23 protein-coding genes, 1 tRNA gene and 2 pseudogenes are annotated in these 25,237 nt (G+C 39.4%); 13 read left to right on the top strand and 13 right to left on the bottom strand.

Annotation, left to right across the window (positions count from 1 at the left end; genetic code table 11):
* Positions 1 to 65 precede the first annotated feature (65 nt).
* From Q0Y52_RS06565 to Q0Y52_RS06575, 3 genes are all read left to right on the top strand, one after another.
* Positions 66 to 524, top strand: coding sequence for a GNAT family N-acetyltransferase (locus Q0Y52_RS06565; RefSeq protein ID WP_297819647.1), 459 nt, complete (start codon positions 66 to 68; stop codon positions 522 to 524).
* A gap of 46 nt (positions 525 to 570) precedes the next feature.
* Positions 571 to 1,125: a YaeQ family protein gene (locus tag Q0Y52_RS06570; protein ID WP_297819650.1), complete on the top strand. Its 555-nt coding sequence runs from the start codon at positions 571 to 573 to the stop codon at positions 1,123 to 1,125.
* A 128-nt stretch (positions 1,126 to 1,253) separates the two neighbouring features.
* Positions 1,254 to 2,393, top strand: coding sequence for a 1-acyl-sn-glycerol-3-phosphate acyltransferase (locus Q0Y52_RS06575; protein WP_297819653.1), 1,140 nt, complete (start codon positions 1,254 to 1,256; stop codon positions 2,391 to 2,393).
* A gap of 79 nt (positions 2,394 to 2,472) precedes the next feature.
* On the opposite strand, the gene Q0Y52_RS06580 is transcribed toward Q0Y52_RS06575, so the two are convergent.
* A complete protein-coding gene (locus tag Q0Y52_RS06580) occupies positions 2,473 to 2,715 on the bottom strand; it encodes a hypothetical protein (protein ID WP_297819656.1) in 243 nt (80 codons plus the stop codon).
* A 193-nt stretch (positions 2,716 to 2,908) separates the two neighbouring features.
* Between Q0Y52_RS06580 and tadA the strand changes: the two genes are divergently transcribed.
* Positions 2,909 to 3,394, top strand: coding sequence for a tRNA adenosine(34) deaminase TadA (gene tadA / locus Q0Y52_RS06585; RefSeq protein WP_297819659.1), 486 nt, complete (start codon positions 2,909 to 2,911; stop codon positions 3,392 to 3,394).
* A gap of 9 nt (positions 3,395 to 3,403) precedes the next feature.
* On the opposite strand, the gene Q0Y52_RS06590 is transcribed toward tadA, so the two are convergent.
* Together Q0Y52_RS06590 and mltF are read right to left on the bottom strand one after the other, a co-directional pair.
* Positions 3,404 to 3,556, bottom strand: coding sequence for a hypothetical protein (locus tag Q0Y52_RS06590; protein ID WP_297819662.1), 153 nt, complete (start codon positions 3,554 to 3,556; stop codon positions 3,404 to 3,406).
* Between the two features lie 411 nt (positions 3,557 to 3,967).
* Positions 3,968 to 5,356, bottom strand: a complete 1,389-nt coding sequence (mltF, locus tag Q0Y52_RS06595) for a membrane-bound lytic murein transglycosylase MltF (RefSeq protein WP_366939257.1) — start codon at positions 5,354 to 5,356, stop codon at positions 3,968 to 3,970.
* A 310-nt stretch (positions 5,357 to 5,666) separates the two neighbouring features.
* On the opposite strand from mltF, the gene purL reads away from it, so the two are divergent.
* Together purL and Q0Y52_RS06605 are read left to right on the top strand one after the other, a co-directional pair.
* Positions 5,667 to 9,557, top strand: coding sequence for a phosphoribosylformylglycinamidine synthase (gene purL, locus Q0Y52_RS06600; protein ID WP_297819665.1), 3,891 nt, complete (start codon positions 5,667 to 5,669; stop codon positions 9,555 to 9,557).
* 283 nt (positions 9,558 to 9,840) lie between these two features.
* On the top strand, positions 9,841 to 9,999 hold the full coding sequence (locus Q0Y52_RS06605) for a hypothetical protein (protein ID WP_297819668.1): 159 nt from the start codon (positions 9,841 to 9,843) through the stop codon (positions 9,997 to 9,999).
* 31 nt (positions 10,000 to 10,030) lie between these two features.
* On the opposite strand, the gene smrA is transcribed toward Q0Y52_RS06605, so the two are convergent.
* Complete coding sequence (gene smrA / locus Q0Y52_RS06610; protein WP_297819671.1) at positions 10,031 to 10,621, bottom strand: DNA endonuclease SmrA; 591 nt, start codon at positions 10,619 to 10,621, stop codon at positions 10,031 to 10,033.
* A 137-nt stretch (positions 10,622 to 10,758) separates the two neighbouring features.
* Between smrA and Q0Y52_RS06615 the strand changes: the two genes are divergently transcribed.
* The gene (locus Q0Y52_RS06615) at positions 10,759 to 12,687 is read left to right on the top strand and encodes a M1 family metallopeptidase (RefSeq protein WP_297819674.1); all 1,929 of its coding nucleotides are present in this window, start codon (positions 10,759 to 10,761) and stop codon (positions 12,685 to 12,687) included.
* Between the two features lie 90 nt (positions 12,688 to 12,777).
* Here Q0Y52_RS06615 and Q0Y52_RS06620 read toward each other — a convergent pair whose 3' ends face one another.
* A complete protein-coding gene (locus Q0Y52_RS06620) occupies positions 12,778 to 12,972 on the bottom strand; it encodes a bacterioferritin-associated ferredoxin (protein ID WP_297819677.1) in 195 nt (64 codons plus the stop codon).
* A gap of 264 nt (positions 12,973 to 13,236) precedes the next feature.
* On the opposite strand from Q0Y52_RS06620, the pseudogene Q0Y52_RS06625 reads away from it, so the two are divergent.
* Positions 13,237 to 13,748, top strand: a pseudogene (locus tag Q0Y52_RS06625) (redoxin domain-containing protein).
* Between the two features lie 54 nt (positions 13,749 to 13,802).
* Here Q0Y52_RS06625 and rnt read toward each other — a convergent pair.
* Entirely contained in the window at positions 13,803 to 14,429 is a 627-nt protein-coding gene (gene rnt / locus Q0Y52_RS06630) for a ribonuclease T (RefSeq protein ID WP_297819680.1), read from the bottom strand.
* A 155-nt stretch (positions 14,430 to 14,584) separates the two neighbouring features.
* On the opposite strand from rnt, the pseudogene Q0Y52_RS06635 reads away from it, so the two are divergent.
* Positions 14,585 to 15,463: pseudogene (locus Q0Y52_RS06635) on the top strand (OmpA family protein).
* 231 nt (positions 15,464 to 15,694) lie between these two features.
* Entirely contained in the window at positions 15,695 to 15,910 is a 216-nt protein-coding gene (locus tag Q0Y52_RS06640) for a TIGR02450 family Trp-rich protein (RefSeq protein WP_297819682.1), read from the top strand.
* Between the two features lie 301 nt (positions 15,911 to 16,211).
* Here the strand turns inward: Q0Y52_RS06640 and Q0Y52_RS06645 are convergent, their stop codons facing one another.
* Entirely contained in the window at positions 16,212 to 16,853 is a 642-nt protein-coding gene (locus Q0Y52_RS06645; protein ID WP_297819685.1) for a TetR/AcrR family transcriptional regulator, read from the bottom strand.
* Between the two features lie 153 nt (positions 16,854 to 17,006).
* Between Q0Y52_RS06645 and Q0Y52_RS06650 the strand changes: the two genes are divergently transcribed.
* On the top strand, positions 17,007 to 17,858 hold the full coding sequence (locus Q0Y52_RS06650; RefSeq protein WP_297819688.1) for a crotonase/enoyl-CoA hydratase family protein: 852 nt from the start codon (positions 17,007 to 17,009) through the stop codon (positions 17,856 to 17,858).
* Positions 17,859 to 17,899: 41 nt separating this feature from the next.
* Entirely contained in the window at positions 17,900 to 19,948 is a 2,049-nt protein-coding gene (locus Q0Y52_RS06655; protein ID WP_297819691.1) for an NADPH-dependent 2,4-dienoyl-CoA reductase, read from the top strand.
* Positions 19,949 to 20,367: 419 nt separating this feature from the next.
* Here the strand turns inward: Q0Y52_RS06655 and Q0Y52_RS06660 are convergent, their stop codons facing one another.
* The 4 genes from Q0Y52_RS06660 to Q0Y52_RS06675 all read right to left on the bottom strand — a co-directional run bounded on the left by Q0Y52_RS06660 (position 20,368) and on the right by Q0Y52_RS06675 (position 23,443).
* Positions 20,368 to 21,471: an NADH:flavin oxidoreductase gene (locus Q0Y52_RS06660; RefSeq protein ID WP_297819694.1), complete on the bottom strand. Its 1,104-nt coding sequence runs from the start codon at positions 21,469 to 21,471 to the stop codon at positions 20,368 to 20,370.
* Between the two features lie 43 nt (positions 21,472 to 21,514).
* Entirely contained in the window at positions 21,515 to 21,814 is a 300-nt protein-coding gene (locus tag Q0Y52_RS06665) for a VF530 family protein (RefSeq protein WP_297819697.1), read from the bottom strand.
* A 10-nt stretch (positions 21,815 to 21,824) separates the two neighbouring features.
* The gene (locus Q0Y52_RS06670) at positions 21,825 to 22,754 is read right to left on the bottom strand and encodes an S-adenosyl-l-methionine hydroxide adenosyltransferase family protein (RefSeq protein ID WP_297819700.1); all 930 of its coding nucleotides are present in this window, start codon (positions 22,752 to 22,754) and stop codon (positions 21,825 to 21,827) included.
* Between the two features lie 107 nt (positions 22,755 to 22,861).
* Entirely contained in the window at positions 22,862 to 23,443 is a 582-nt protein-coding gene (locus Q0Y52_RS06675) for a Fe-Mn family superoxide dismutase (protein ID WP_297819703.1), read from the bottom strand.
* A gap of 292 nt (positions 23,444 to 23,735) precedes the next feature.
* Between Q0Y52_RS06675 and Q0Y52_RS06680 the strand changes: the two genes are divergently transcribed.
* Complete coding sequence (locus Q0Y52_RS06680; protein ID WP_297819706.1) at positions 23,736 to 24,077, top strand: Grx4 family monothiol glutaredoxin; 342 nt, start codon at positions 23,736 to 23,738, stop codon at positions 24,075 to 24,077.
* Between the two features lie 61 nt (positions 24,078 to 24,138).
* Here Q0Y52_RS06680 and Q0Y52_RS06685 read toward each other — a convergent pair whose 3' ends face one another.
* On the bottom strand, positions 24,139 to 24,924 hold the full coding sequence (locus Q0Y52_RS06685) for a hypothetical protein (RefSeq protein WP_297819709.1): 786 nt from the start codon (positions 24,922 to 24,924) through the stop codon (positions 24,139 to 24,141).
* A gap of 90 nt (positions 24,925 to 25,014) precedes the next feature.
* Positions 25,015 to 25,089: transfer RNA gene (locus Q0Y52_RS06690), tRNA-Arg, on the bottom strand.
* Between the last annotated feature and the right edge of the window lie 148 nt (positions 25,090 to 25,237).

Below are 25,237 nucleotides of genomic sequence, written 5' to 3' on the forward strand. Positions count from 1 at the left end.
ACGACTACTATTGAGTGGGAATAACTCAATTATTCATCAGTTAAGTTAAAAAGGCCAAACGCCCTATGAGTGACCTGATAATAAGAGCAGCTGTACAAGCAGACTTGCCGATATTGAAAGAGTTTGAGCAAGATATTATCGCTACAGAGCGACCTTTTAATGATTCTTTAAAGTCTGAGTATATTTGTTATTACGATATTGGGGCGTTAATTGATAGCGAAAATTCTAGCGTTTTAGTCGCTGAAGATGACGGGATGATTGTGGGTTCTGGTTATGCTCGCATCAGGGAGTCAAAAGCACATTTGACCCATGATTTTCATGTCTATCTTGGATTTATGTTCGTTGCACCGACACACAGAGGGCGTGGGATCAATCAATTGGTGATCCAATCCTTAATCAGTTGGGGTAAAAGTCAAGGCATGCAGGATTTTTATCTTGAAGCCTATGCACAGAACAACTCTGCACTTAGAGCTTACGAAAAGTTAGGCTTTAAAGCCTCACTTCTTGAAATGAAATTATCATAATAGCCTGTCTCCTTGGCACGCCTTCATACTTTGGATGCACTAACTTATGGCCTTAAAGCCAACCATTTATAAATTCAAATTATCTGTATCCGATCTTAACCATGACTATTTTGATTCCCTCAATTTAACTGTTGCTTTACACCCTTCAGAAACCAAAGAGCGGATGATGGTGAGAGTTTTAGTATTTTGTTTGCATGCTTATCAAGACCATGAAAACCTAATGACTTTCACTAAAGGTTTAAGTGCAATCGAAGAACCAGATATTTGGTTGCGAGGTTTAGATGATCAACTACATCTTTGGGTAGATGTTGGCGAGCCAAGCTTTGAACGGGTAAAGAAAAGCTGTCGTTTGGCTAAACAAACTTATGTATACAGTTTCAATTCAAAATCCAATGCTTGGTGGAAACAATCACAAGTACAATTTAGTACCTTACCAGTGAATGTATTTAGTTTTGATTGGCACGAGATACAGACATTGAGCCGTTTACTTGCTCGCACCATGGACTTTTCAGTCACCTTGAGTGGAGACTCCGCATTTGTTGCTGCAGAATATGAGCAGGTGGATGTTAATTGGCAAGCATTACAGCTTGATGAAAATTAAAGCATTTTTACTCGGCTAACAGTCAATATTGTGTGTATTGAGCAGAATACCCTTAAACAGTTTGCTCGTTGGCAGATTAACCGGCAAAATATGTCGCCTGTTTTGAAGTAGGGACCATAAAAAGTAATATGCCTAATAGATTTGATTCAATTCGACCCTTTGACGACTCAGATTTATCTGACGTTTTACCTAAGCTTTTTAATAACAAAGAATTTATCGATAGCATAGTAGCTTTCAAATTTAGCGCTTGGCCGCGGTTTATGCGCCCGACTCTGGGTTTTTTTACTCGTCATTACATCATCAAGCAAATCACTAAGGTCACAACGCATAGAGATTTTCAACGCTTAGTTGAACCTTATATGGAACGAATGATTAGCACTACTACAGAATCGTTTACTGTTAGTGGTTTAGATAAGCTGGATTTATCTCAAGCCTGTTTGTTTATGAGCAATCATCGTGATATTGCTTTAGATCCCGCTTTTGTGAATTGGGCGCTGCATATCAATGGTCTAGATACAGTGCGAATTGCAGTAGGTGACAATTTACTTAAAAAAGAATGGGTAGCTGATCTAATCAGGCTAAATAAGTGTTTTATCGTAAAACGTTCAGCCACAGATAGACGTGAAAAGTTATCGGCAGCAAAGTTGCTAAGTGAGTATATTGAGGCCTCTTTAAACGCTGAGCAACAGCATATATGGATAGCGCAAAGAGAAGGGCGCGCCAAAGATGGTAACGACATCACTAATCCTGCTATTTTGTCTATGTTGGCGTTAAATAAGTCTAAAGACCTTAAGTTTTCACAATATATTCAAAGTTTACGCATTGTACCTGTATCTATATCCTATGAGTTTGATCCCTGCGACATCAATAAAGCCAAAGAACTACAAGAAGTTGAACGTGAAGGGAGTTATGACAAACCTGATAATGAAGATGTTAAAAGCATTGTTAAGGGTATTACCGGTCAAAAGGGTAGAGTGCATATTCATTTTGGTGAAGTACTGGCTGCAGAGTTTAATACAGCAAAAGAAGTGGCTGAACATATCGATCAGGAAATACTGCAAGGATATACATCTTACCCAACGGGCTCTGTTGCCGCTAAAATGCTCAGTATAGATGGTATTACCATCGATAATAGTACCGAAGAGTCTGAGCATTACACCCAAGCAGCTGCTGATTATTTACAATCCAGGGTAGTCGACCTAACGAAAGAAGAACAAAAAAAGTTACTTAGTATGTATGCTTGCGCCTATCTTAGAAAAATGAGTTAAGTTCATTAGCCAAATTTTCATTAATATAACAAACAAAATGCATTCAATCATTCCATGTGAATAGCGTAATAGTTGTACCTTAGGCGACTTTTTCTTTTTTCAAATCATCGAATTTACGATTTAAGTCATATTTTTCATCAGTTACGATTTTTTCTAATATTTCAATTCGTTCGCGCATGATAGCTATGTCATGTTCTAAGCCATTCGCAAGGTTAATGTGGTCAGCGTCTTGCTTATTTCTTTTCTTACCTTTTGGTCCATTGATTAGTTCGACTATTGCCCAACATACCAATGCGACTATTGCTATTGCTGTTATATTCATTTTTTATATCCTTTAACTTGTCATGATTTATAAAAAGTTTATGCTTATGCCAATTACAAAGCAAATTATTGACCATGATTTTAAGTGTATAAATATCATATGGTTAGAGTTTGTCAGTCAGTTTTTCTTATATGTTTTGGCGAAAATGGCCAATTGAGTGATGTAATTAACCAAGAATAGAGAAATACAACTATTGAGTACCGAACAAGACGAATACTGGATGCGCCATGCCTTATTTTTGTCAAACAATGCGCAGCAGCAAGGAGAAATCCCTGTAGGAGCGGTTTTGGTCAAAGATAACCAGATTATTGGTGAAGGCTGGAACCAGTCGATTAGTTTACACGATCCCTCTGCCCATGCAGAAATTATGGCAATTCGTGAAGCAGGGAAAAACCTTGAGAATTATCGGTTGGTTGGCAGTAGTTTATACGTGACACTTGAACCATGCTCTATGTGTGCAGGTTTATTGATCCATAGTCGTATCCATCGTTTAGTGTTTGGAGCTGCAGATTTCAAAACAGGTGCCGTGGGTAGTTTACTCGATTTACTCGGTGACCCTCGAATGAATCATCACGTTGAGGTGATAAGTGGCGTATTAGCTCAGCAATGTGGCGAGAAGTTATCAGCGTTTTTCAAGATGCGCAGGGAACAAAAGAAACTATTGAAAAACAAAGATTGACAAGCTGTTTCAATCGACTTGTGGTAATTTTTCAATTGCCTCTATTATTTGAAAACTTTGGCGACGTGATGTTACTTTTTGATGAACACGTTTGAGTAGTTGACGTCTTCTATTGTTGCTACCTAAGCGATTTTTGTTGATAAAGGTAGAAGGTTTTTTCATTACGGAACCAGTTTATTTATTTGTTGACACTTATCAAAACTAATTAAAGTTTCATCAGTATAAAATAACGTTGTTAAAAATTTATGACAATTAAACTTTTTTGGCTTATTAATAAAATTAATGGTTTGCCTGATTTTGATTCAATATATATTTTTTGGTTGTTCACATTAAATTATTTTCGATCTAGCTGCGCTGAAAAACATAGATTCAACAGGTATTAGTACTTTAATCCTAATAATGCATTGCTTCACAAGATAAGTTTAGTTATCGGAGCAATATGTTGACCGTGACTAATCTTAATATTTAAGAGCGATGTATTTCCAATAACCTCAGCGACAACGATATGCATGCTCGAGCGACGTTTTATGAATTCATAATTCTCACGGGCGTTATTCTACTATGAATAGTGGCCTAATCAGCCACCTTTGAAACATCTTGTGAATACGTCTCGTCCGGTGTGATTTTTGGCTCTAAAATTTGTGGTTGCTGTTCGTCTAGCCAGACAAGTGTGTCGTAGTAACGCCTTATGTTATCTACATATGCGACAGCTTCATTGCCACGTGCATAGCCGTAACGAGTAGTTTTATAGTATTTTTTTTGCCTTAATTGAAGTAATCTTATTTTTACGTCTACCCACATATCAGGGTTTGCACCTTGGCGCTCAGTTAATACTCTAGCATCTTCTAAATGCCCCAATCCCACATTATAAGACGCGAGTGCAAACCATAAACGGTCAGGTTGAGTGATGCGATCTGGGATACGTTTAAGAAGTTTAGTTAGGTATTTTGCCCCACCTTTAATACTTTGCTCAGGATCCAACCTTGACACAATACCTAATTCTTTTGCTGTAGTCAGTGTTAGCATCATCATACCGCGAACCCCTGTGACAGATTTAGCTTTTGGTTGCCAGTGGCTCTCTTGATAACTCATAGCAGCTAATAAACGCCAATCCAGATCATTCGAATATTGTACAAACCATGGTTTGAATTCAGGTAAAACTTCTCTTGAAGATTTTATGAACTCTCTAGTATCGACATAATTAAACTGTCGAACATGACCAAAATACTTGTCTTCCAAAGCAGCCAAAATTCCATTATTTTGAATGATACCAAAATATTCAATCAGAGCGGCCAACAAAGAGTCATCCCTATCTTTATTAACTGCCCAAGCAATGTCTTGTTCGGGGCTTATGGAAAAACCAATAGATAGTTCAGGGTAACGGCGGCGCATCAAGGCCAAAATATTAGAGTCGGCTACTGTGTAGTCTAGTTCTCCATCTAACACCATCTCAAGCAATTCTTCCATATCACTGTCGTTAGTTTCGTGCCAATTAAGTTGTTGATTCTCCTTTTGCAAGCGAAGCAGTGATTCATGATGACTACTACCTGCAGCGATAACCAAATTACCTTTTAAATCTTTAATAGTTCTGGGCCATTCTTCACCTTGCTTGAATACCAATTTTTCACTGACACGCTGATAGGCGGGTCCAAACTTGAATCTTTGATATCGTTCAGGGCTAACGCTTATGCCTGCTGCAATCATATCTAGATGCGCATCTATTAATTGAGGAAATAAGTCGTCTAAATTGTAGTACGGGAAAACTTCAAGTTTAACTCCAAGGTAATTTGCAAAACCTTCAGCCAGTTCATATTCAAAGCCAACTGCCCCAGTTGCACCATTGTAATAGGTGGTTAGCCCATAAGTGGTGCCAACTTTTAATACTCCGATATCTAGAATATCTCCCAAGGAGGAAGATTGTTTGATGTCATTACAGCCACCAATTATTAGTATTAGAAGCAAAATGAGACTGCGCTGTAAATGAATAACTATACCCTCATGTTTAGTTTGTATTGTATCTAAAATCCTATTGTGAACAAGTTATCAGATTTCATCCAGTGCTTTGTTAAACTGTTAGTCTAACATAGTAGACTATTTGGTCATGTTACAAAGTGAGTAAAGTTATGAATTAAAACAAATAAAACTAGGTTTTTAGTGAAACTGATGCTTATAAATGTAGTTAAATTATCCTATAATCCGCGCCATAAAATTCCTCATTCATCGACTCGCAAATTTTAAGTGATATGCGAAATCTGCTATAGGTAATGACTTTATGTTAGTGGTTCGTGGTACACCTGCTTTATCCGATTTTCGTATTGAAAAATATCTTTCTCAATTTCTTGAAAACAGCCTGCCTGTGCATGGTATCTATGCTGAATACATACATTTTGTGATGCTTTCAGCGCCACTCACAGAGCAAGAAAATTCAATACTGACTAAGCTTTTAACTTACGGTTCTACTACACAAGAGCACAAGCCTGAAGGTGTTTCATTTTTGGTTACCCCTAGGCCTGGGACTATTTCGCCTTGGTCTTCAAAGTCTACGGATATTGCACACAATTGTGGTTTACAAAAAGTACAACGTATAGAAAGAGGCGTGGCTTATTTTCTGCAAGCAGATAATTTAACCGATGAACAATTATTGGCAGTAAAAGCATTGCTTCACGACAGAATGACAGAAGTAGTGATGGCCGCTTTTCAAGCTGCTGAGTCGTTGTTTGTGAAAAGTGAGCCGACTCCTTTGACTTCTGTGGATATGATCGGTCATGGTAAAGTCGCACTGCAACAAGCCAATATTCGTTTGGGTTTAGCTCTAGCTGATGATGAAGTGGATTATCTATTTGAGAATTTCAGTTTATTGGGACGTAACCCTAATGACGTTGAGCTATATATGTTTGCTCAAGCCAACTCTGAACATTGTCGCCACAAAATATTTAACGCTGATTGGACGATCGACGGTCAAGTAATGCCTAAATCATTATTTAAAATGATTAAAAATACCTATGAACAGTGCGGTGAAAATGTTCATTCAGCATACAAAGACAATGCTGCGGTCATGGAAGGTAATTTTGCAGGGCGTTTTTTCCCAACATCACAGGATAACGAATACCGTTATCATCATGAAAATATTGATATTTTGATGAAGGTCGAAACTCATAATCATCCCACTGCTATTGCACCATTTTCTGGGGCTGCCACGGGTTCTGGTGGCGAAATACGAGATGAAGGGGCAACTGGAAGAGGCTCTAAACCTAAAGCGGGCTTAATCGGTTTTTCTGTGTCTAATCTTCGTATTCCCGGCTTTGAGCAACCTTGGGAAACAGATTTCGGCAAACCCGCACGTATTGTTAGCGCTTACGATATTATGATGGATGGCCCCCTTGGCGGAGCTGCCTTTAATAATGAGTTTGGTCGTCCCAGTATTTTGGGTTATTTCCGTACATACGAACAAAAAGTCATCAGTTTTAACGGTGAGGAGGTGAGGGGATATCACAAACCTATTATGCTCGCTGGTGGTTTGGGTAATATTCGTAAATCACATATTCAAAAAGGCGAAATCACAGTTGGGGCTAAGCTAATTGCTTTAGGTGGCCCGGCTATGAATATTGGTTTGGGCGGTGGAGCAGCTTCATCTATGGCGTCAGGTCAATCTAGCGAAGACTTAGACTTTGCGTCGGTACAACGCGGTAACCCAGAAATGGAACGTCGTTGCCAAGAAGTGATTGATAAATGTTGGCAGATGGGAGATGCAAACCCCATTCAATTTATCCATGATGTGGGTGCTGGTGGTTTATCTAATGCCTTCCCAGAGTTGGTGAGTGATGGCGGACGCGGTGGCAAATTTGAACTGCGCGATGTGCCTAATGACGAGCCTGGTATGTCACCCTTAGAAGTCTGGTGTAATGAATCACAAGAACGTTATGTAATGTCAGTTGCTCCAGAAAATCTTGAGGTTTTTGCTGACATATGTTGCCGCGAACGCGCGCCTTTTGCGGTAGTGGGCGAAGCAACTAAAGAAGAGAACTTGACACTTAGTGACCAACACTTTGATAACAACGCGATTGATATGCCCCTCGAAGTATTGTTAGGTAAAACACCTAAAATGCATCGTGATGTAACATCCAAAACGCTTGAGACAGCAGCGATTGACACCAGTTTGATGAATTTAGCTGAGGCAGCACACAGAGTGTTAAGTTTACCGACTGTGGCTGAAAAAACGTTTTTGATCACTATTGGCGATCGTTCAGTGACAGGTTTAGTGGCCAGAGATCAAATGGTGGGGCCTTGGCAAGTGCCAGTGGCCGATGTTGCAGTGACTGCCAGTTCCTTTGATAGTTATCAGGGCGAAGCTATGTCTTTAGGTGAGCGCACTCCAATTGCATTAATTAATTATGCCGCCTCGGCTCGTATGGCTGTTGGAGAGGCGTTAACTAATTTAGCCGCAGCAGATATTGGTGATTTAAAGCGTATCAACTTATCAGCTAACTGGATGGCAGCAGCAGGACATCCAGGTGAAGATGCAGGCTTGTACGAAGCGGTCAAAGCTGTAGGTGAAGAGTTGTGTCCTGCTTTGGGTATTACTATTCCTGTAGGCAAAGATTCGATGTCTATGAAAACCACTTGGCAGGATGAGCAAGGTGACAAATCGGTTACGTCACCACTTTCTTTGGTGATTACCGCTTTTGGAGCCGTTCAAGATATCCGTAATACTTTAACGCCAGAATTAAAAAGTAATGTGGGCGAAACTGAATTATTACTGATTGACTTAGGACAAGGACAAAATCGTCTAGGTGCATCTTGTTTAGCTCAGGTATATCAGCAGTTAGGAAATGTGGCTCCAGATATCGATTCTCCCTCAATATTAAAAAACTTTTTTCTTGCCGTGCAACAATTAGTCAATGAAAAGCGTTTATTGGCTTACCACGACAGATCTGATGGTGGCTTGTTTACTTCTGTCGTAGAAATGGCCTTTGCGGGCAAAACAGGTGTCGATATTAATTTAGATACGCTTTCCGGATCAGTACTTGAATTATTATTTAACGAGGAATTAGGTGCTGTTGTTCAAATTTCTGGGCTAGAAAAAGGACGTGTATTAAAGGTGTTTGCTAAGTATGAAATTCAACATTTAGTTCATAGTATTGGTAGCCTCAATAACACTGACCAGATTGTATTCAAACAAAACAGACGAGTCGTTCTCGAAAATAGCCGTGTGTTTTATCGCCAGACTTGGGCTCAAACTACGTTACAGATGCAAAAACTGAGGGACAACCCAAGTTGCGCAGAGCAAGAGTATGCCGCTAAGGCTGATATTGAAGATCCTGGTCTGCATGCCAATTTAAGTTTTGATGTCACTGAAGATGTTGCTGCTCCCTATATTCTAAGAGGTGTGGCTCCACGTATCGCTATATTGCGTGAGCAAGGCGTTAACTCCCATGTTGAGATGGCTGCGGCATTTGATCGTGCAGGATTCAGTGCGATTGATGTGCATATGAGCGATTTATTATCAGGTAAACAGTCTTTAGATACATTTAAAGGTTTAGTGGCTTGCGGCGGGTTTTCTTACGGGGACGTTTTAGGGGCTGGGGAAGGCTGGGCAAAATCAATTTTGTTTAACAATCAAGCCAGAGATCAATTTGCTGAATTTTTTGCGCGCCAAGATTCTTTTTCTCTAGGGGTGTGTAATGGTTGTCAGATGATGTCTAATTTGAAGTCACTAATTCCAGGTGCAGAGCTGTGGCCACATTTTGTGTCGAATCAATCAGAGCGTTTTGAGGCACGTGTAGCGATGTTAGAAGTTAAATCATCAAAGTCAGTATTTTTTGATGGTATGCAGGGCTCAAGAATGCCAATTGCAGTTTCTCACGGTGAAGGGCGTGCAGAGTTTGCCACCGAACAAGGTGCATTCAACGCTTTACAAAGCGCAGCCGTTGCTCTGCAATATGTGGATAATTACGGTAGTGTCACCCAAAACTACCCTGCTAACCCAAATGGGTCTCCACTAGGTATTGCTGGATTAACTAGTACTGATGGTAGGTCAACGATTATGATGCCCCATCCTGAAAGAGTATTCAGAACTGTTGCAAATTCTTGGCATCCAGATGATTGGCAAGAAGATAGCGCTTGGATGCGCATGTTTAGAAACGCTCGAGTTTATTTAGGCTAGCAGGAACTTTTATTAAACTTAGGCTAAAAATACTGACTGTAAGTGGTCAAAATTGGTTTGTAAAACTGATATTGATTTTATTAGTGATAGGAATATTTACAACTTCAGTCACTTTAAGTTGTTTGATAATTTCAAGTTTCTTTTTGAAAATTAATAAAACCCTTGTTTATAAGTGAAATAGTGATTATTATTTGCTCAAATTTGACAGGGAGTTCTAAATCTATATCTCTTATGAAGTTTTAAAAGATATATGTTCGATAAAAAAAAATAATAAGAGACTCTCATGAATCGTTCAAATAAAGGCTTTGGTTTAACCGGTGTAATAGTCACTGTTATCTTTTTGATTGTTGCTGCTATCTTTAGCGCTTCAGCCAAGTCTTCTACAATTTCACAATTTTCTGCAGATATATCATCAGAGCACTTGATTAAAATAGATTCTTAAACTTAGAAAGCAGTATCTCTATATTAAATCGTTACTTTTTGCGATGTAATTCCCTGTTGTTGTTTTTTTCTTGCTGATTCTTTTTTATTAATGCATAAACCGCGCTGTTTCCTCCATGATTGGGTTGTGCCGTGTGGTATGCAATCACTTCAGGCATTTGTTGTAACCATTGATGCAGGTAACTTTTTAAAAGTGCCGGAAATGGCTGACTGCGTAAACCAAGACCGTGTTTAATTAATAAGGTGCGCTCACCTTCATTGTGACTATTTGTTATCTGAGTAAAAATAGCTGTTCTTGCCTGTTCAAATTTATATTGTTGAAGATTTAATACAAAATCAATTTTGTATTTTCCTAACCTTAAATTTTTAAAAACCCCGTGTTGTACGCCGTCTTGTCTGAAGCTGATGTGGTCGTATGGATCTACAGGCTCAACTTTTTCGACACTCAGATAATTATTGATAAGATTTTGATTATCCTCAATTGCTTGTCTTTTTAATTGTTGTGCCAATGTGTTTTTTGGTTGATTAGTAAGAGCCCTATCTGTTTGTTGAATAGGTTTAACGTCTTTAAGCTCGTTTAAAAAGGCATCTAGACCATCGTCCAACATTTCATTATTTGTCATTTTTGTTTCCACTTGGAATCGCAGTGTATATTTATGTTCAACTACTTGTTATTTCAAGCAACCTCCAGCGATTACATATTTTTATGTGCTGGTAAATATGCCACAATTTAAATAGGTACTTTCTATCAGGTAAAATCATGATTATAAAATATATTATTGTTGCTGCTGCTTTGGCGGCAACCATTCTGAGTAGTTGTTCTGAGGACCAGTCATCTAATGTTAATCCATCTTACACCAACGCTAACCCTAAAGTAGATCAATCTGTACCTTCTGCTGAAGTTGCAAAAAATGCGATTCAAGTGGGTAAAGATTATCATTCGTTTGCCAATCCAGAGTTTATTAAAGTGACTCACCTAAAATTGGATTTGACAGTGGATTTTATGAAGAAGGTGTTAGTTGGCACTGCAGAGTTAAATTTTCAGAAAGTAGCTCACAATGCAACACAACTGATATTAGATACACGTGACTTAACTATTAACAGTGTCACTGCTATGGGGAAAGAGGTAAATTTTAATGTGGCCAACGGCGATTCGTTTTTAGGAGCTGCTTTAACTATTGATGTACCTTCTGCTGTCGATAGTGTATTGATAAGTTATCAGACTTCACCTAGAGCATCTGGCGTACAGTGGCTCACTCCAGAACAAACTGCAGGTAAAAAACACCCGTTTTTATTCACTCAAGCGCAAGCTATACACGCTCGCAGTTTTATTCCGCTGCAAGACTCCCCTCAAGTCAGGATGACCTATGAGGCTACTATTCGCACGCCTAAGTCACTACTTGCTGTAATGAGTGCGTCTAACGATCCTAACACCGAACGAGACGGGATTTATGAATTCTCGATGCCACAACCTATTCCGTCATACCTAATCGCTTTAGCTGTAGGTGACTTACACTTTAAATCAATGGGTGAGCGCACAGGAGTGTATTCCGAAAAAGGTATTTTAAATGCCGCTGCTGCTGAGTTTGCTGATACTGAGTCTATGCTTATTGCTACGGAAGAAGCCTTTGGACCCTATAGTTGGGATAGATACGACTTATTAATTTTGCCTCCATCTTTTCCTTTTGGAGGTATGGAAAATCCAAGGCTGTCTTTCATTACCCCCACTGTGATTGCGGGTGATAAAAGTTTAGTGTCGTTGATTGCACATGAATTAGCCCACTCTTGGTCAGGTAATACAGTTACTAATGCCACCTGGAGAGACCTATGGTTAAATGAAGGTTTTACCACTTATTTGACTTATCGAATCATGCAGATGGTCTATGGAGATGAACGATTTGAAATGGAAGCGGTATTAGGTCGTCAAGATTTACAGGCCGATATTGATTCTTTGTCTAGCAAAGATCAGATTATGGCCATTGATTTAAGAGGCCGAGATCCTGATGATGTTTTCAGTAATATTCCTTATGAGAAAGGTGCATTATTTTTGCGGGAATTAGAGCTCAAAGTGGGTAGAAAGAATTTTGACCAATTTTTATTGAATTACTTTAAAAAGTTTGCATTCAAAAGCATAACAACAGATCAATTTATTAGTTATTTGGAACAAGCATTACTTAAAGAGCATCGTGACAAATTATCAAAACAAAGAATAGAGGCATGGATTTTTCAATCCGGTATCCCTGAAGATGCACCTGTTCCAGAATCTGATGCCTTTAGTATAGTTGATCAAGCAAGAGATGCTTGGTTAGCAGGTAGCATTCAAGCTGATGAGATTGATAGTGAAAAGTGGGTAGTACATCAATGGTTGTATTTTTTAAACAATATGCCTGAAAAATTAAGCCAAGAACAGTTAGCCGATTTGGATAAGGTATTTGCCTTAACTAAGAGTAAAAATAATGAGATTGCCCATAGTTGGTTATTGATCAGTGTTAATAATTGGTATCAACCTGCTTTTAAACGGTTACACGAGTACTTAACTTCTATCGGCCGTAATAAATTAGTTAAGCCTCTATACAAAGCGCTTTCGCTAACACCACAAGGAAAAGTCATAGCTCAGAAAGCTTTTGCTGAAGCCAAGGCTGGTTATCATCCATTAACTGTTAAAGCCAATGAAGGCTTTGTTCAGTAATTGTTATTGGGGGTTTAAGTAATAAAAAGCCAGTCATCTAGACTGGCTTTTTATTTAACACCGAGAACTGTTTCAACGAGTAATTATTTGTTAACACACCTCTTTAAATAAGGACTCATCAATAATAGTGTTGTCTATGATGGATTGGGCCATTTGTGCACATTTGCCACATTGGGTGCCGACACCTAACTGTTTTTTTAGGTCACGTATATTACCGACACCATCTTCTAAGACAGCCAATTTAATCGCTTTATCTGTAATGCCATGGCATAAACAAACGTACATAAAACACTCCATGAATCTTTATGCAAATAAGAATAATTGTTATTTGCATAAAGATCAAGTGTTCGATTTGAACATTGTTGCTTCTAATACTGTGTAAAAAACAAACTCATTTGATTTTAAATACTTAGCCTTGAATAAATTCTCAGACTAAACATTGTTTTATCTAAACAAGTTCATATGATTGTCATCAATTACAAAATTGTTTGTTCTAACAAAAGTGTGACTATGTTATGGCCCCTTCCATAATATAAATAGGAAAATTTAATGAGTGTATTAGTGAGTCGTCCAACCCGAATTTTAACGCTACAGAGGTACTTGGCAGCGGTGAGATTGTTGACAGTTTTACCTTAAGTGAAGCCATTAGAGGTAAAAAAGCGGTGTTGAAGTGATTGCTGTTTCAATCGATTCTCAATTTACGCATAACGCTTGGCGTAATACTCCAATTAACGAAGGCGGTATTGGTCCAGTAAAATACGCTATGCTTGCCGATGTTAAACATGATATGTCAAGCATATGACGTTGAGCATCCTGATACTGGCGTAGCTTTCCGTATTTCTTTCTTAATTGATGTTGCAGGTATAGTTTGTCACCAAGTTGTGAATGACTTACCTCTTGGTCGTAATATTGATGATATGTTACGTATGGTTGATGCTTTAAACTTCCATGAAGAACATGGCGAAGTGTGTCCAGCTGGTTGGACTGAAGGTTCAAAAGGTATAGTAGATAGTCCTGAAGGCGTGGCAAGTTACTTAGCTGAGAATGCTGGCCGTTTATAATTAAAAATAATTCATATGAAAAAACCGCGGAAGCGATTTTTTCATGATTTCGCATCAATTATGTGCTTCTAATCCTCCTAAACTCTGCCATCTGTTGAGAATGTAGCAAAATAGCTCTGCCGTTTTTTCTGTATCATATAAGGCTGAGTGTGCTTCATTTTGATCAAAGCTGATACCTGCCGCCATGCAGGCTTTTACCAATACGGTTTGACCTAAAGCTAAGCCGGATAATGTGGTGGTATCAAAGGATACAAAGGGATGGAAGGGACTGCGCTTAATTTGACTGCGCTCAATAGCTGCGTTGACAAAGCTTTGGTCAAAAGCTGCATTGTGAGCAACGATCACCGAGCGTTGGCAATCTGCTGCTTTTTGTTCTTTTCGCACTTTTTTACACAGGTCTTTCATCACTTCTGCTTCGTCCAGAGCTCCTCTGAGCGCACAAAACGGATCAATGCCATTAAAATCTAAAGCCGCTTTTTCTAAATTAGCGCCTTCAAACGGATTAACGTGGTAATGAAAAGTTTTGTCTGGGTAGAAGAATCCATTTTCATCCATTCTAGTGGTGACAGCGGCAATTTCTAGTAGTGCATCGTTCTCTGAATTAAATCCAGCTGTTTCAACATCAACCACTACAGGGAAATATCCCCTAAACCGATTTTTTATTTTAAATGATTCTGACATAGAAACCTAAAGAGTTTTTGTAATTTATGATTATGACAAGGTTCTATTTCAGTAGCCAGCCTAAAACATTAAACCACAGTAATTTAAATCAAACTTAATTAAACGTTTCTTGTATTCAGTCGATATACTATCCAGAAGCGGGGGGCTTCTTATTCATGCTCAATAAAATTATACAAACTATTATTTGTGTCACCTTAGTGTCTCTGTCTGCTAATTCGATAGCTACGTTACGGCAGTATATCGCTAAAGTTGAGAATTCAACTTGGCATCTTAAAGATGAAACTCGTTTGCAGTGCACTTTAAGTCATTTACTTCCCGGTTATGGTGAGGCTTTGTTTAGCAGTATTGCGTCAAAAAAGTTAAATATGGAGTTTGAACTGGACATGTTACGCTTGCCTAACTCTTATGGCGTAGCGGCTGTGTATTCAGTACCACCAAAATGGATGCCGGGGCAAGTACAACGTACTATTTCCGACATGACAATCCGCAAACAATATAAAGGTGATCTACCTGAAAAAGCCGCTTGGACTATGTTGACTGAGTTGGAAAAGGGTTTTTGGCCAACTATTTATTATCAGGATGAGTATAATCAATACGACAAAGTAGCAGTTGGGTTAAACGCTGGTAATTTTGCTGTACCTTATGAAAAATTTGCTGAATGTGTGGCAAATTTATTACCTTATAGTTTTCAAGATATTGCGTATACCGTGCTCACATATCAATTTAATAATACCAAATTAACTAAATACTCACAGAAACGTTTAGCCATGATCGGCGAATAATTAAAAGAAGATACTAATTTAGAATTGGTTTTGTTAGATGGATATTCTGACAGTTTTGGCGGCAGCGCTATCAACAAACAAATTTCTATACGCAGAGCTGAGGAAATAAAAGCGTTTTTCAGTTCTTTGGGAGTTTCACCACAGCGAATAGAAATAACAGGGCACGGTGAGAGACGTCATTCATCACCTAATACTAACGAAAGCACAAGAGCTAAAAACCGCCGAGTGGTCATTAGGATGTCAAAGCCCTGATATCATTATTGTTAGGCTAATCCGCATGATATTTTGCAAAATTATGCGGGTTTTAAGCTAAAGTCATCATTTTCAGCAAGTCCCCCCCCAAACTCCAGATTCAATAAATATTGTAAAAATTATAAATTAGATTGTCTCATTCGAGTATATTATCAATAAATTATTTTTAATCATTTTGACTGCATTTCAGGTATTAACAACCTTAAAGTACTTATCCGATTAGGAAACACCATGAACAAAATCTCCCCTAAAAAACTACTGAACAGTAAATGGACGGCAGTAGTTCCTTTAGATAAAGAAAAACACTTCATTATTATTGAGGTCGAGTATGATGAAGATGGAGCGGTTATGTCATGTTTAATAGAAGCGATCATGTCAAAACGTTCAATACAGATCCAGTGGAGAGACTTAAAGAACCCATTGAGATGGGTTCAAGGTTGGAAATAAATTGAGAGGCTTTTAGTCTAAATCACTTTTTATTAGCTCAGCCAACAAGCTTTGTTAACAATTTCTTTAAAGATACCCATGTGACAGTTATGCATTCATTTAATGGTTGTAGGAAAAACTAATCGAAATTTAATTATCACTTTCTCTGGTATATACGGGATCTAAGTTAAAGGCATATATTGTTCATTTAGTGAGTCCGTACACGTTCATTTGTAGGTCCGAGTGAGGTCTATCGCAATATGATAACGATTTTACCTTTGATTGGTTTTATACTTTCAACATAAAAAATGAACGCATCAGTTTATCTTTTAACTTGTGTTATTTGATGTGTAAACAAATTCACTGCGCAATCGCACATCTCATCAATATGGCTGCGGTCAGCGTAAATACCATCAATTAATAAGCGCGCGATACCGTGCATCGTGCCCCATGTGACTTGCGATAAGCGTAAGGTATCTTCATCGCTGGGCATTAATCCTTGTTCTTGCCATCTCTTGGTCATTTCTACCTGATGGTGAAAACTTGGGTAGGCTACGTCCCGTAGTTCATTAGTGGCACTATTTTGTTTCCAAATTGTCCGACCAAACATCAAGTCGTACAGTTCTGGGTTATCAGCTGCGTAACTTATATAGCCATGGAAAAACTGTCGATATTTTTCTTTGGGAAGTAACTCATTTTGATTGAAAATAAACTCAGCATCTTGTTGCCAATGGACAAAACCTTGTTCAGCTATAGCGCAAAGTAATTGATTTTTATCTTTAAAGTGATGGTAGGGTGCGGTGCGGGACACCCCTACTTTGTCGGCTAATTTGCGTAAAGATAAGCCTTCAATGCCCATTTCTTTTATAAGTACACTAGCGGCACTGAGAAGAGTGCTTCGCAGGTCACCATGATGATAAGTTTGCTTGTTATGTTTAGGCTTCAGTTCTGATTGATGACTCATAAACGTCTATTAATAAATTTGATGTTTGTTATCTTGACAGCGTCAACATATGCTTTTATCTTGACGATGTCTAGTTTAATATTTTGTTAACAATGGGTGCTTTATTTACTGACCTATTTTGTTCATTGCATAGCTAACCTGAGGAGAAAACCTGTGCCGAATATCGATTTATCTGCACTAGAAACTTTATCAGTGGGCATTGAAAATCATATTGCTCATATCCAATTGTGCCGTCCAGAAGCGCTTAATAGTATGGTGCCTGCTTTTTGGCGGGAACTGCCTGCTGTGGTGAGAGAAATTGATGCGGGGTCTCAAGCGCGAGTGATTGTGATCTCATCCCAGGGTAAGCATTTTAGTGCGGGCATGGATTTGTCTGTCTTCACTAATATGGCAAAAGACTTTCAAGGTGAGCCAGCGCGACGTGCAGAACGCACACGCAGACTAGTACTTGAATTACAAGATAGTTTTAATGCACTCGAAGAAATACGTATGCCTGTATTAGTCGCAGTACAGGGTGGTGTGATTGGTGGTGCTGTGGATATGATCTGTGCTGCAGATAGTCGTTATTGTACAAAGGATGCTTATTTTACTATCAAAGAGACAGAGTTAGGCATGACTGCTGATGTAGGCACATTGCAACGTTTACCCCATTTAATACCACAAGGTTTGATCCGAGAATTGGCCTATACAGGGCGCAACATGCCAAGCAGTGAAGCCAAAGAGTGTGGCTTTGTTAATCAAGTGTTTGAAGATCAGCAAGCTATGCTGGAGGGTGTAATGAAGATAGCAGTTAAAATTGCCATGCATTCACCTATGGCTGTGGCGGGTTGTAAAGAAATGATTAACTACACCCGAGATCATGGTGTCTCAGATAGCTTAACCTACATGGCCACATGGCAAAGTGGTATGTTTCAAATGCCCGATGTGCAAGAAGCCATGGCAGCAGGACAGGCTCAACGTTTGCCTATTTACGCAGAACTACATAAAAAATCTTTTGGTATATAAGCTCGATAATTCAATAAATACATTACAGGACCGACATTCAAATGATAGATAATACCGCTTTAGAACAAGGCTTCGAAAAATATCCCAATTTACTTAAACCCTTAGATTTGGGTTTTACGCAACTAAAAAACCGCGTGATTATGGGATCTATGCATACAGGCTTAGAAGATTTGCCCGATGGACATGTGCGCATGGCAGCATATTTCTCTGAACGGGCTAAAGGTGGGGTAGGGCTAATTGTTACAGGTGGAATAGGGCCAAATGATGAAGGTGCTACCCACAAAGGTTCTAAACGTTTAGATACTGATAAAGCCATTGCTGAACATAAAACCATTACTGATGCAGTGCATGAACATGGTAGTAAAATATGTATGCAAATATTGCACACTGGGCGTTATGCCTATAACCCAGCTCAGGTTGCACCATCAGCTTTACAAGCCCCCATTAACCCTTTTAAGCCCAAGGCTTTAGATGCACAAGGCATAGAAAAACAAATACAAGATTTTATTGACACATCAACACAAGCGCAAAAAGCAGGTTACGATGGTGTGGAAATAATGGGCTCTGAAGGGTATTTCTTAAACCAATTTATCGCAGCACGCACTAACCATAGAGATGATGAGTGGGGCGGTTCTTATCAAAATCGTATTCGTTTGCCGTTGGAAGTCGTACGTCGAGTACGAGAAGCTGTAGGTGAACAGTTTATCATCATCTATCGTTTATCGATGTTGGATTTGGTCGAAGGGGGGTCGAATTATGAAGAGGTGGTTGAGTTAGGACAGGCCATCGAAAAGGCAGGCGCTACCATTATTAACACAGGTATTGGTTGGCACGAAGCACGTATCCCGACTATTATTACCAAAGTCCCAAGAGCAGCCTTTACTTGGGTAACAGCCAAGTTTAAAAAAGCGTTGTCTATCCCTGTCATTACCTCAAACCGTATCAATACGCCAGAAGTGGCGGAAGAGGTATTAGCTCGCGGTGATGCCGATATGATTTCAATGGCGCGACCTTTTTTGGCTGATCCTGAGTTTGTAATAAAGGCAATTGAAAATCGTTCAGATGAGATTAATACCTGCATTGGTTGCAACCAGGCTTGTTTAGACCACGTATTTGACGGGAAAACGAGTAGCTGTTTGGTTAACCCTCGTGCTTGCCATGAAACAGAGTTGGTCATTGAACCTGCTGTAGCAGTCAAAAGTATAGCGGTAGTAGGTGCTGGACCAGCTGGTTTAGCCGCGGCTACAATCGCTGCTAAACGTGGCCACAAGGTTACCATTTTTGATTCTGCTAGTGAGCTTGGTGGGCAATTCAATATTGCTAAGCAAATCCCTGGTAAAGAAGAGTTTTCTGAGACACTTCGTTATTATGCACGCCAAATGGAGTTGCACAATGTCACCGTAAAGCTCAACACCCGTGTGGATGCAAAGACCCTCAATAGCAGCGAATTTGATGACGTTATTATTGCTACAGGCATCGCTCCGCGTACCCCTCCTATTGAAGGGATTGAGCATAGTAAAGTGATGAGTTACATAGATGTGATTGTGAATAAAAAGCCGGTTGGTAAGAAAGTCGCCATCATAGGAGCTGGGGGTATTGGTTTTGATGTCTCCGAATATCTGTCCCATGCAGGCGAGTCTACCAGTCAAAATATTCCTGCTTTTATGAAAGAGTGGGGAATAGATATGACGCTTGGTTCGCGATCGGGTATTGAAGGGGTGACACCTTCCCCAGCACCATCAACTAGAGAAATCTTTTTGTTACAGCGTAAATCAACAAGAGTAGGTAAAGATTTAGGTAAAACAAGTGGTTGGGCACATAGAGCTGGACTGCTCAGTAAAGGTGTAAGCATGCTGGCGGGTGTTGAATATCTAAAAATTGATGACGCTGGTTTGCATATTAAGGTGAATGATAACGTGCAGGTACTGGACGTCGATAACGTGATTGTTTGCGCTGGTCAAGAGCCTCTCAGGGAATTAGTCGATGGTTTAACTAAGCCTCATCATTTAATCGGTGGTGCGGATGTGGCAACAGAATTAGATGCTAAGCGAGCGATTGGCCAAGGAACGCGATTAGCTGCTTTGTTATAAAAAAAACTATTTTAAAGTGATACCTTTGTGCCGATTCTGTGAATCGGCTTTTTTATGAGCTATTTCATATTCTTCCCCCTGTAATGTTTCGGTAATATTCATTCACATAAATGAATGTTGAGGCCAATTGGTAGAGATATTAGAGATCAATTATTGTTTCATAGCTTAAATCTAAGCAACTATCATGCTACCGGTTATTGAAAAAAGCGATGATGCAGTGGATTAAAGCTTATGAACAAAGGCTTGCTGCTTTGAAGGTTGATGATGCCAAACGTGTCATGAATAAGTATCTGAAGCTAGAAAAGTTCTTAATCATTAAAGCAGGGATATGCCTAATGTGGCAGGCTAATCTATTGAAGTTTTTTAGATTCTAAATGCGCCTATACATATGGGCGCTTTTTATGTGTAGTCTTAAACTATTAAGACAGAGTCGCTAAAGCGTCGCCGGAATAGGTTTCTAGTGCGTTCATATTTCCCTGATGGATTTTGTTTGTCCACTGAGGATCTTGAAGCAAAGCACGGCCAACAGCGACTAAATCAAACTCGCCTTTATCAATACGTTCGATTAAATCATCTATCGAGCGGGTACTTGAGCTTTTCCCTGCAAAGGCTCCAAAGAAGTCTCCGTTTAAACCGACAGAGCCTACCGTCATCGTTGGTTTGCCTGTGAGTTTTTTGGTCCAGCCCGCAAGGTTTAAGTCACTACCATCAAATTCAGGCTCCCAGTAGCGTCTGGTCGAACAATGAAAAATGTCTACGCCAGCCTCAGATAGGGGTGCTAAAAACTCTTCTAATAGCTGTGGCGTCTCTGCCAATCGAGCGGTGTAATCTTGTTGCTTCCATTGAGAGTAACGCAACAGAATGGGAAAGTCAGGGCCAGTAGCTGCGCGAATGGCTTTGACTATTTCTACTGCAAAACGGCCTCGGTTAGCCATGCTGCCGCCCCATTCATCTATGCGCTGATTGGTACCGTTCCAAAAAAACTGATCGACTAAATAACCATGTGCCCCGTGAATTTCAATCCCATCAAAACCGATACGTTTTGCATCAGCTGCTGCGCTGGCGAAACTTTCGATTAGGTTATGAATTTGTGCCATAGTTAACGGCTCGGCAACTTTTTTGCCTGGTGATAATAAACCTGAAGGTCCTACACTGGGTAATTCAGGGAAGGGCGCTTTTTGGGGGTTGCGCGCCATGCCAACATGCCATAGTTGAGGCATGATTTTTCCACCCACTGCATGCACTTGCTTCACTACATTGTTCCAACCTGCTAGAGGTTGTTGGCCATGTATTTGCGGGACTTTTTGATTCATGGTAGCGACCGGATCATTAATAGTTGTCCCTTCGGTAATGATTAAACCAGTGCCACCCTCAGCGCGGCGGCGGTAGTAACTCGCTACATCCTCTGTGGGAATGCCTTCTGGTAAAAAGCTACGAGTCATCGGAGCCATGGCAATTCTATTTTTAAGTGATAAGCTTTTTAAGCTAAAAGGTTTAAATAGCGAGTCTACATTTTTACTCACTCAGCTCTCCTTAAATTGATGTAGATATTTTGATCAATGTGATTTATGTGTTTTTATCCACATTACCCTTGGTTATATCTGGCCAAACAAACCCCTCCGTTAACTTTTTAGTATTTTGAATGGCTGAAGCATTGACAGTGAATAAATACAGCTGCTCAACCTTTTCTCTTGCCCAAGGTGTTTTTCTCAGAAACTTCAAGCTAGATTTAATTGAAGGCTCACTAATAAAACAATTAATCTTGACTTGTTGGCCCATTTTTTCAAAGCCCAGTTGCTTTTCAAGCGTTTCAAGAATGTATTGCAACGTCAGGCCATGCAGTGGATTGTTTTGTTGATCAGTCATTAGGAATTCTTTATTTAGTGACAATTTCAATTCGCCATTCACCACCCGCTTGGATATTGAATTTCGCTGCAAAGTTGGCCTGATTGAGTGCTAACGCTAAGTTTTCTAAACTATTCACGTAAAGTAGAGGCTGCTCCTCTTTTACACCCGCAAAGGAACGTTCAAAACTGATAGTTTCAGATAATACAATTTTACCCTCTTGCGCCAAGGTGACTAAAAACTCTTGTGTATAAAGGCTCGCATAGTCTTTGGACTTAGTGAGTGACAGCAACAATGTCATAGGAATATTGGTCCATACATTGCCATATGCGGGATCTAATATAGGAATACCACCAATTAGCTTATTGTCGTCGATACGAGCTGTTTCAAATGGAATACTTAAAACTTCTGCCGCTAATATAGGCCCAACTTCCTCAAAATTGATTGCGCGGGCTGCTAAACGTGCCCCAGTATACGCATATACGTCACGGCCATGAAAGGTGTGGGATGCCTCACTGCCTTTTAATCGATTGGTTTTTTCGTCTATTTCTCGCACCTCAGCAATACCTAATCGTTTAGCCACTAGTGTTAAAGTTCCGTTATCTGGTGTGACAAAATAATGATTTGTCTTGGTTTTTAACACCACTGATTTTCGTTGACTGCCTACGCCCGGATCGACAACAGAAACAAATACCGTGTTAGCAGGCCAAAAATCAGCTACTGCATCCAAACGATATGCACCTTCCCATATATTGTAGGCAGGAATATCATGAGTAAGATCTTCTACTTTAAGGTTTTTATCGACTCCCAATGCCACGCCATGCATGGCTGATACAGCCTGATCACTCAAACCAAAATCTGACTGGAATACCACGATGCCATTACCTTTTGCATGAGCGAAATGTGATATTTGGATGAAAAAAGTCATAACAATGACGAAAGTAATATTAGTAACTGACATAAAATTCCTGTTTTTGTATTTGCTTATAATCACTATTGTCTGCTGAAAAATAGCAAAAAAAAGCCCTGTTCAACAGGGCTAATATTTATTTTTTGGATAGTTAGCTATTAAGCAAAGTTTGCCGCTGCAAAATCCCAATTTGCTAATGCCCAGAAACCTTCAAGGTACTTAGGACGAACATTACGATAATCTATGTAGTAAGCGTGTTCCCACAAATCAACCGTGAGTAATGGAGTAAGGCTAGGATCAGTTAATGGTGTGGCTGCATTGCTAGTGTTGACTATGTCTAAGCTACCGTTAGCTGTTTTCACTAACCAAGTCCAGCTAGAGCCAAAGTTGTTAACTGCTTTATCATTTAACGCTGCTTTGAAGTCTGCGAATGATCCCCACTTAGCATTAATTGCATCGGCTAAAGCATCTGTAGGCTCGCCGCCACCATTTGGGCTTAAGCTATTCCAGTAAAATGTGTGATTCCAGATCTGTGCCGCATTATTGAATACGCCGCCTTCAGAATCTTTAACAATATCTTCTAGGCTTTTACTGGCCATTTTAGTGCCTTCGACCAAACCATTTAACTTAGTGACATAAGTTGCGTGGTGTTTGCCGTAATGGTATTCCAAGGTTTCAGCAGATATGTGTGGTTCTAGCGCGTTCTTTTCGTAAGGAAGGGCTGGTAATTCAAAAGCCATGTTATTTCTCCATAAAGTGTGATGTGTAATTTAATGCTAACCGGTAAATGCCAGTACTTTCTATTGCAATGTAAAAGCACTGCTTTGTTATTATCTAAAACTTATTTGCTGTGTACAAAGATATTGCGACATGAGAATATTTTTCAAGTGTAAGATTGACTTATTTCGAATAACTATTGTTCTATAAGTTACTAAATCGATCCAACAAAAGATCAGTAGAGTATTAATCATTACTTGAAAGCGTTAAACTTGTCGCCAGATCATCTGCAACAAAATTAAAATGAGAGCCGTTATGGACACTATTGAAAAAATTAAGCAACAAATCGAAGAGAATCCTATTCTTTTATATATGAAGGGCTCGCCTAAATTACCTAATTGTGGTTTTTCTGCTCAAGCCACCCAAGCTTTAATGTCTTGTGGTGAACAGTTTGCTTATGTGGATATTTTACAAAACCCTGATATCCGGGCCGAGCTACCTAAATACGCAGATTGGCCCACTTTCCCACAGCTTTGGGTTGATGGTGAATTAGTCGGAGGTTGTGACATTATTATGGAAATGACTCAACAGGGCGAGTTACAGACCTTAATTAAAGAGTCTGCGGCCAAAAGAGTGGATAAAAGTCCTGTTGAATAACATCTAATTATAAACAAAAAGATAGAGCTATTCATTGCTCTGTTTTTTTATCTGCATTTTATTAAAGAGGCGTAATACCCGGTGCTGGTATTACTTTAACTTCACTAGCCTTTTTTTCTGCTGCCAATATTTTTCTGCGTAGTTCATCGATTTGATTGGTTAAGTTATTATTCGATAATGCCGTCGATATTAGTTTTTCACGCAAACTCGCAAGTTGCTGTTCAAAATCAACATCCATACTCTTAATTTGGCCAAATCTATCATTTAATTGTTTTAGCAAGCTCGCCTGGCTTTGCAATTGTTCTTTGATTAGCCCAATGGTCGTATTGTTATTAGCAGTTTCAGTGCTGTTATTAGCAGTATCAGTGCTCAGGCTTTTTGTGCTTTTATCAGTTGATGCTTTTAGTGACATGATAGTTTTATTTAAAGCACCAATTTCAGTCTGGTTTCGACGCCAAGCGGATGCCCAAAGTTTGTCCACCTCGCCCCATAAATTATCAGCCTTCGCACTTAGTTCAGATACTTTAATTTGAATTGCTGCAGCTGATTGGCCCATATCTTCATCGGTAGCAGACAGACGGCTTTCTAACCCTGTAATACGACTTTTAGCTTGTTGTAACACTTTAAATTGTTCAAACGACCAATAACCAGCTGCACTAATAATAACGGCAAGTAAAAACAGAATACCAAGCCAAGATGGGGAGTTTGAAACAGAAGGAGACTCATCAGGCAGGCTACCTTTTTTTGAGCTTTTCTTGGTTGATTGTGACCTAGTACGATGAAAAGACTCCAAGTCATCTTTTTCAAGCCTAATTTTGGGCATGTCATCTAAAGGATCGGTTGGCATGTCATTCTTTATTAAAGTGAATATGTGCTTGATTATACATAACTATCAGAGCAATAAGATAGAAGTTGAGAGTATTTTATTTGAACTCAATGGTATCCCCACCTGGAATCGAACCAAGATCTAAGCCTTAGGAGGGCCTTGTTTTATCCATTAAACTACGGGGACTTCGAGTTCAGTGCTTATTTAATTATAAAGTATTATGTACTAGCCGAGACGGGATTTAAACCTTCTAGTGTTTTTATCTTCGCGCTACAAAATCGTTTGGTTGAATATTAGCCAAAGGGGCACAGCTTACTTAAACACAGAATGCTGT

The organism is uncultured Paraglaciecola sp. (assembly GCF_943787955.1).
GTDB lineage: Bacteria > Pseudomonadota > Gammaproteobacteria > Enterobacterales > Alteromonadaceae > Paraglaciecola.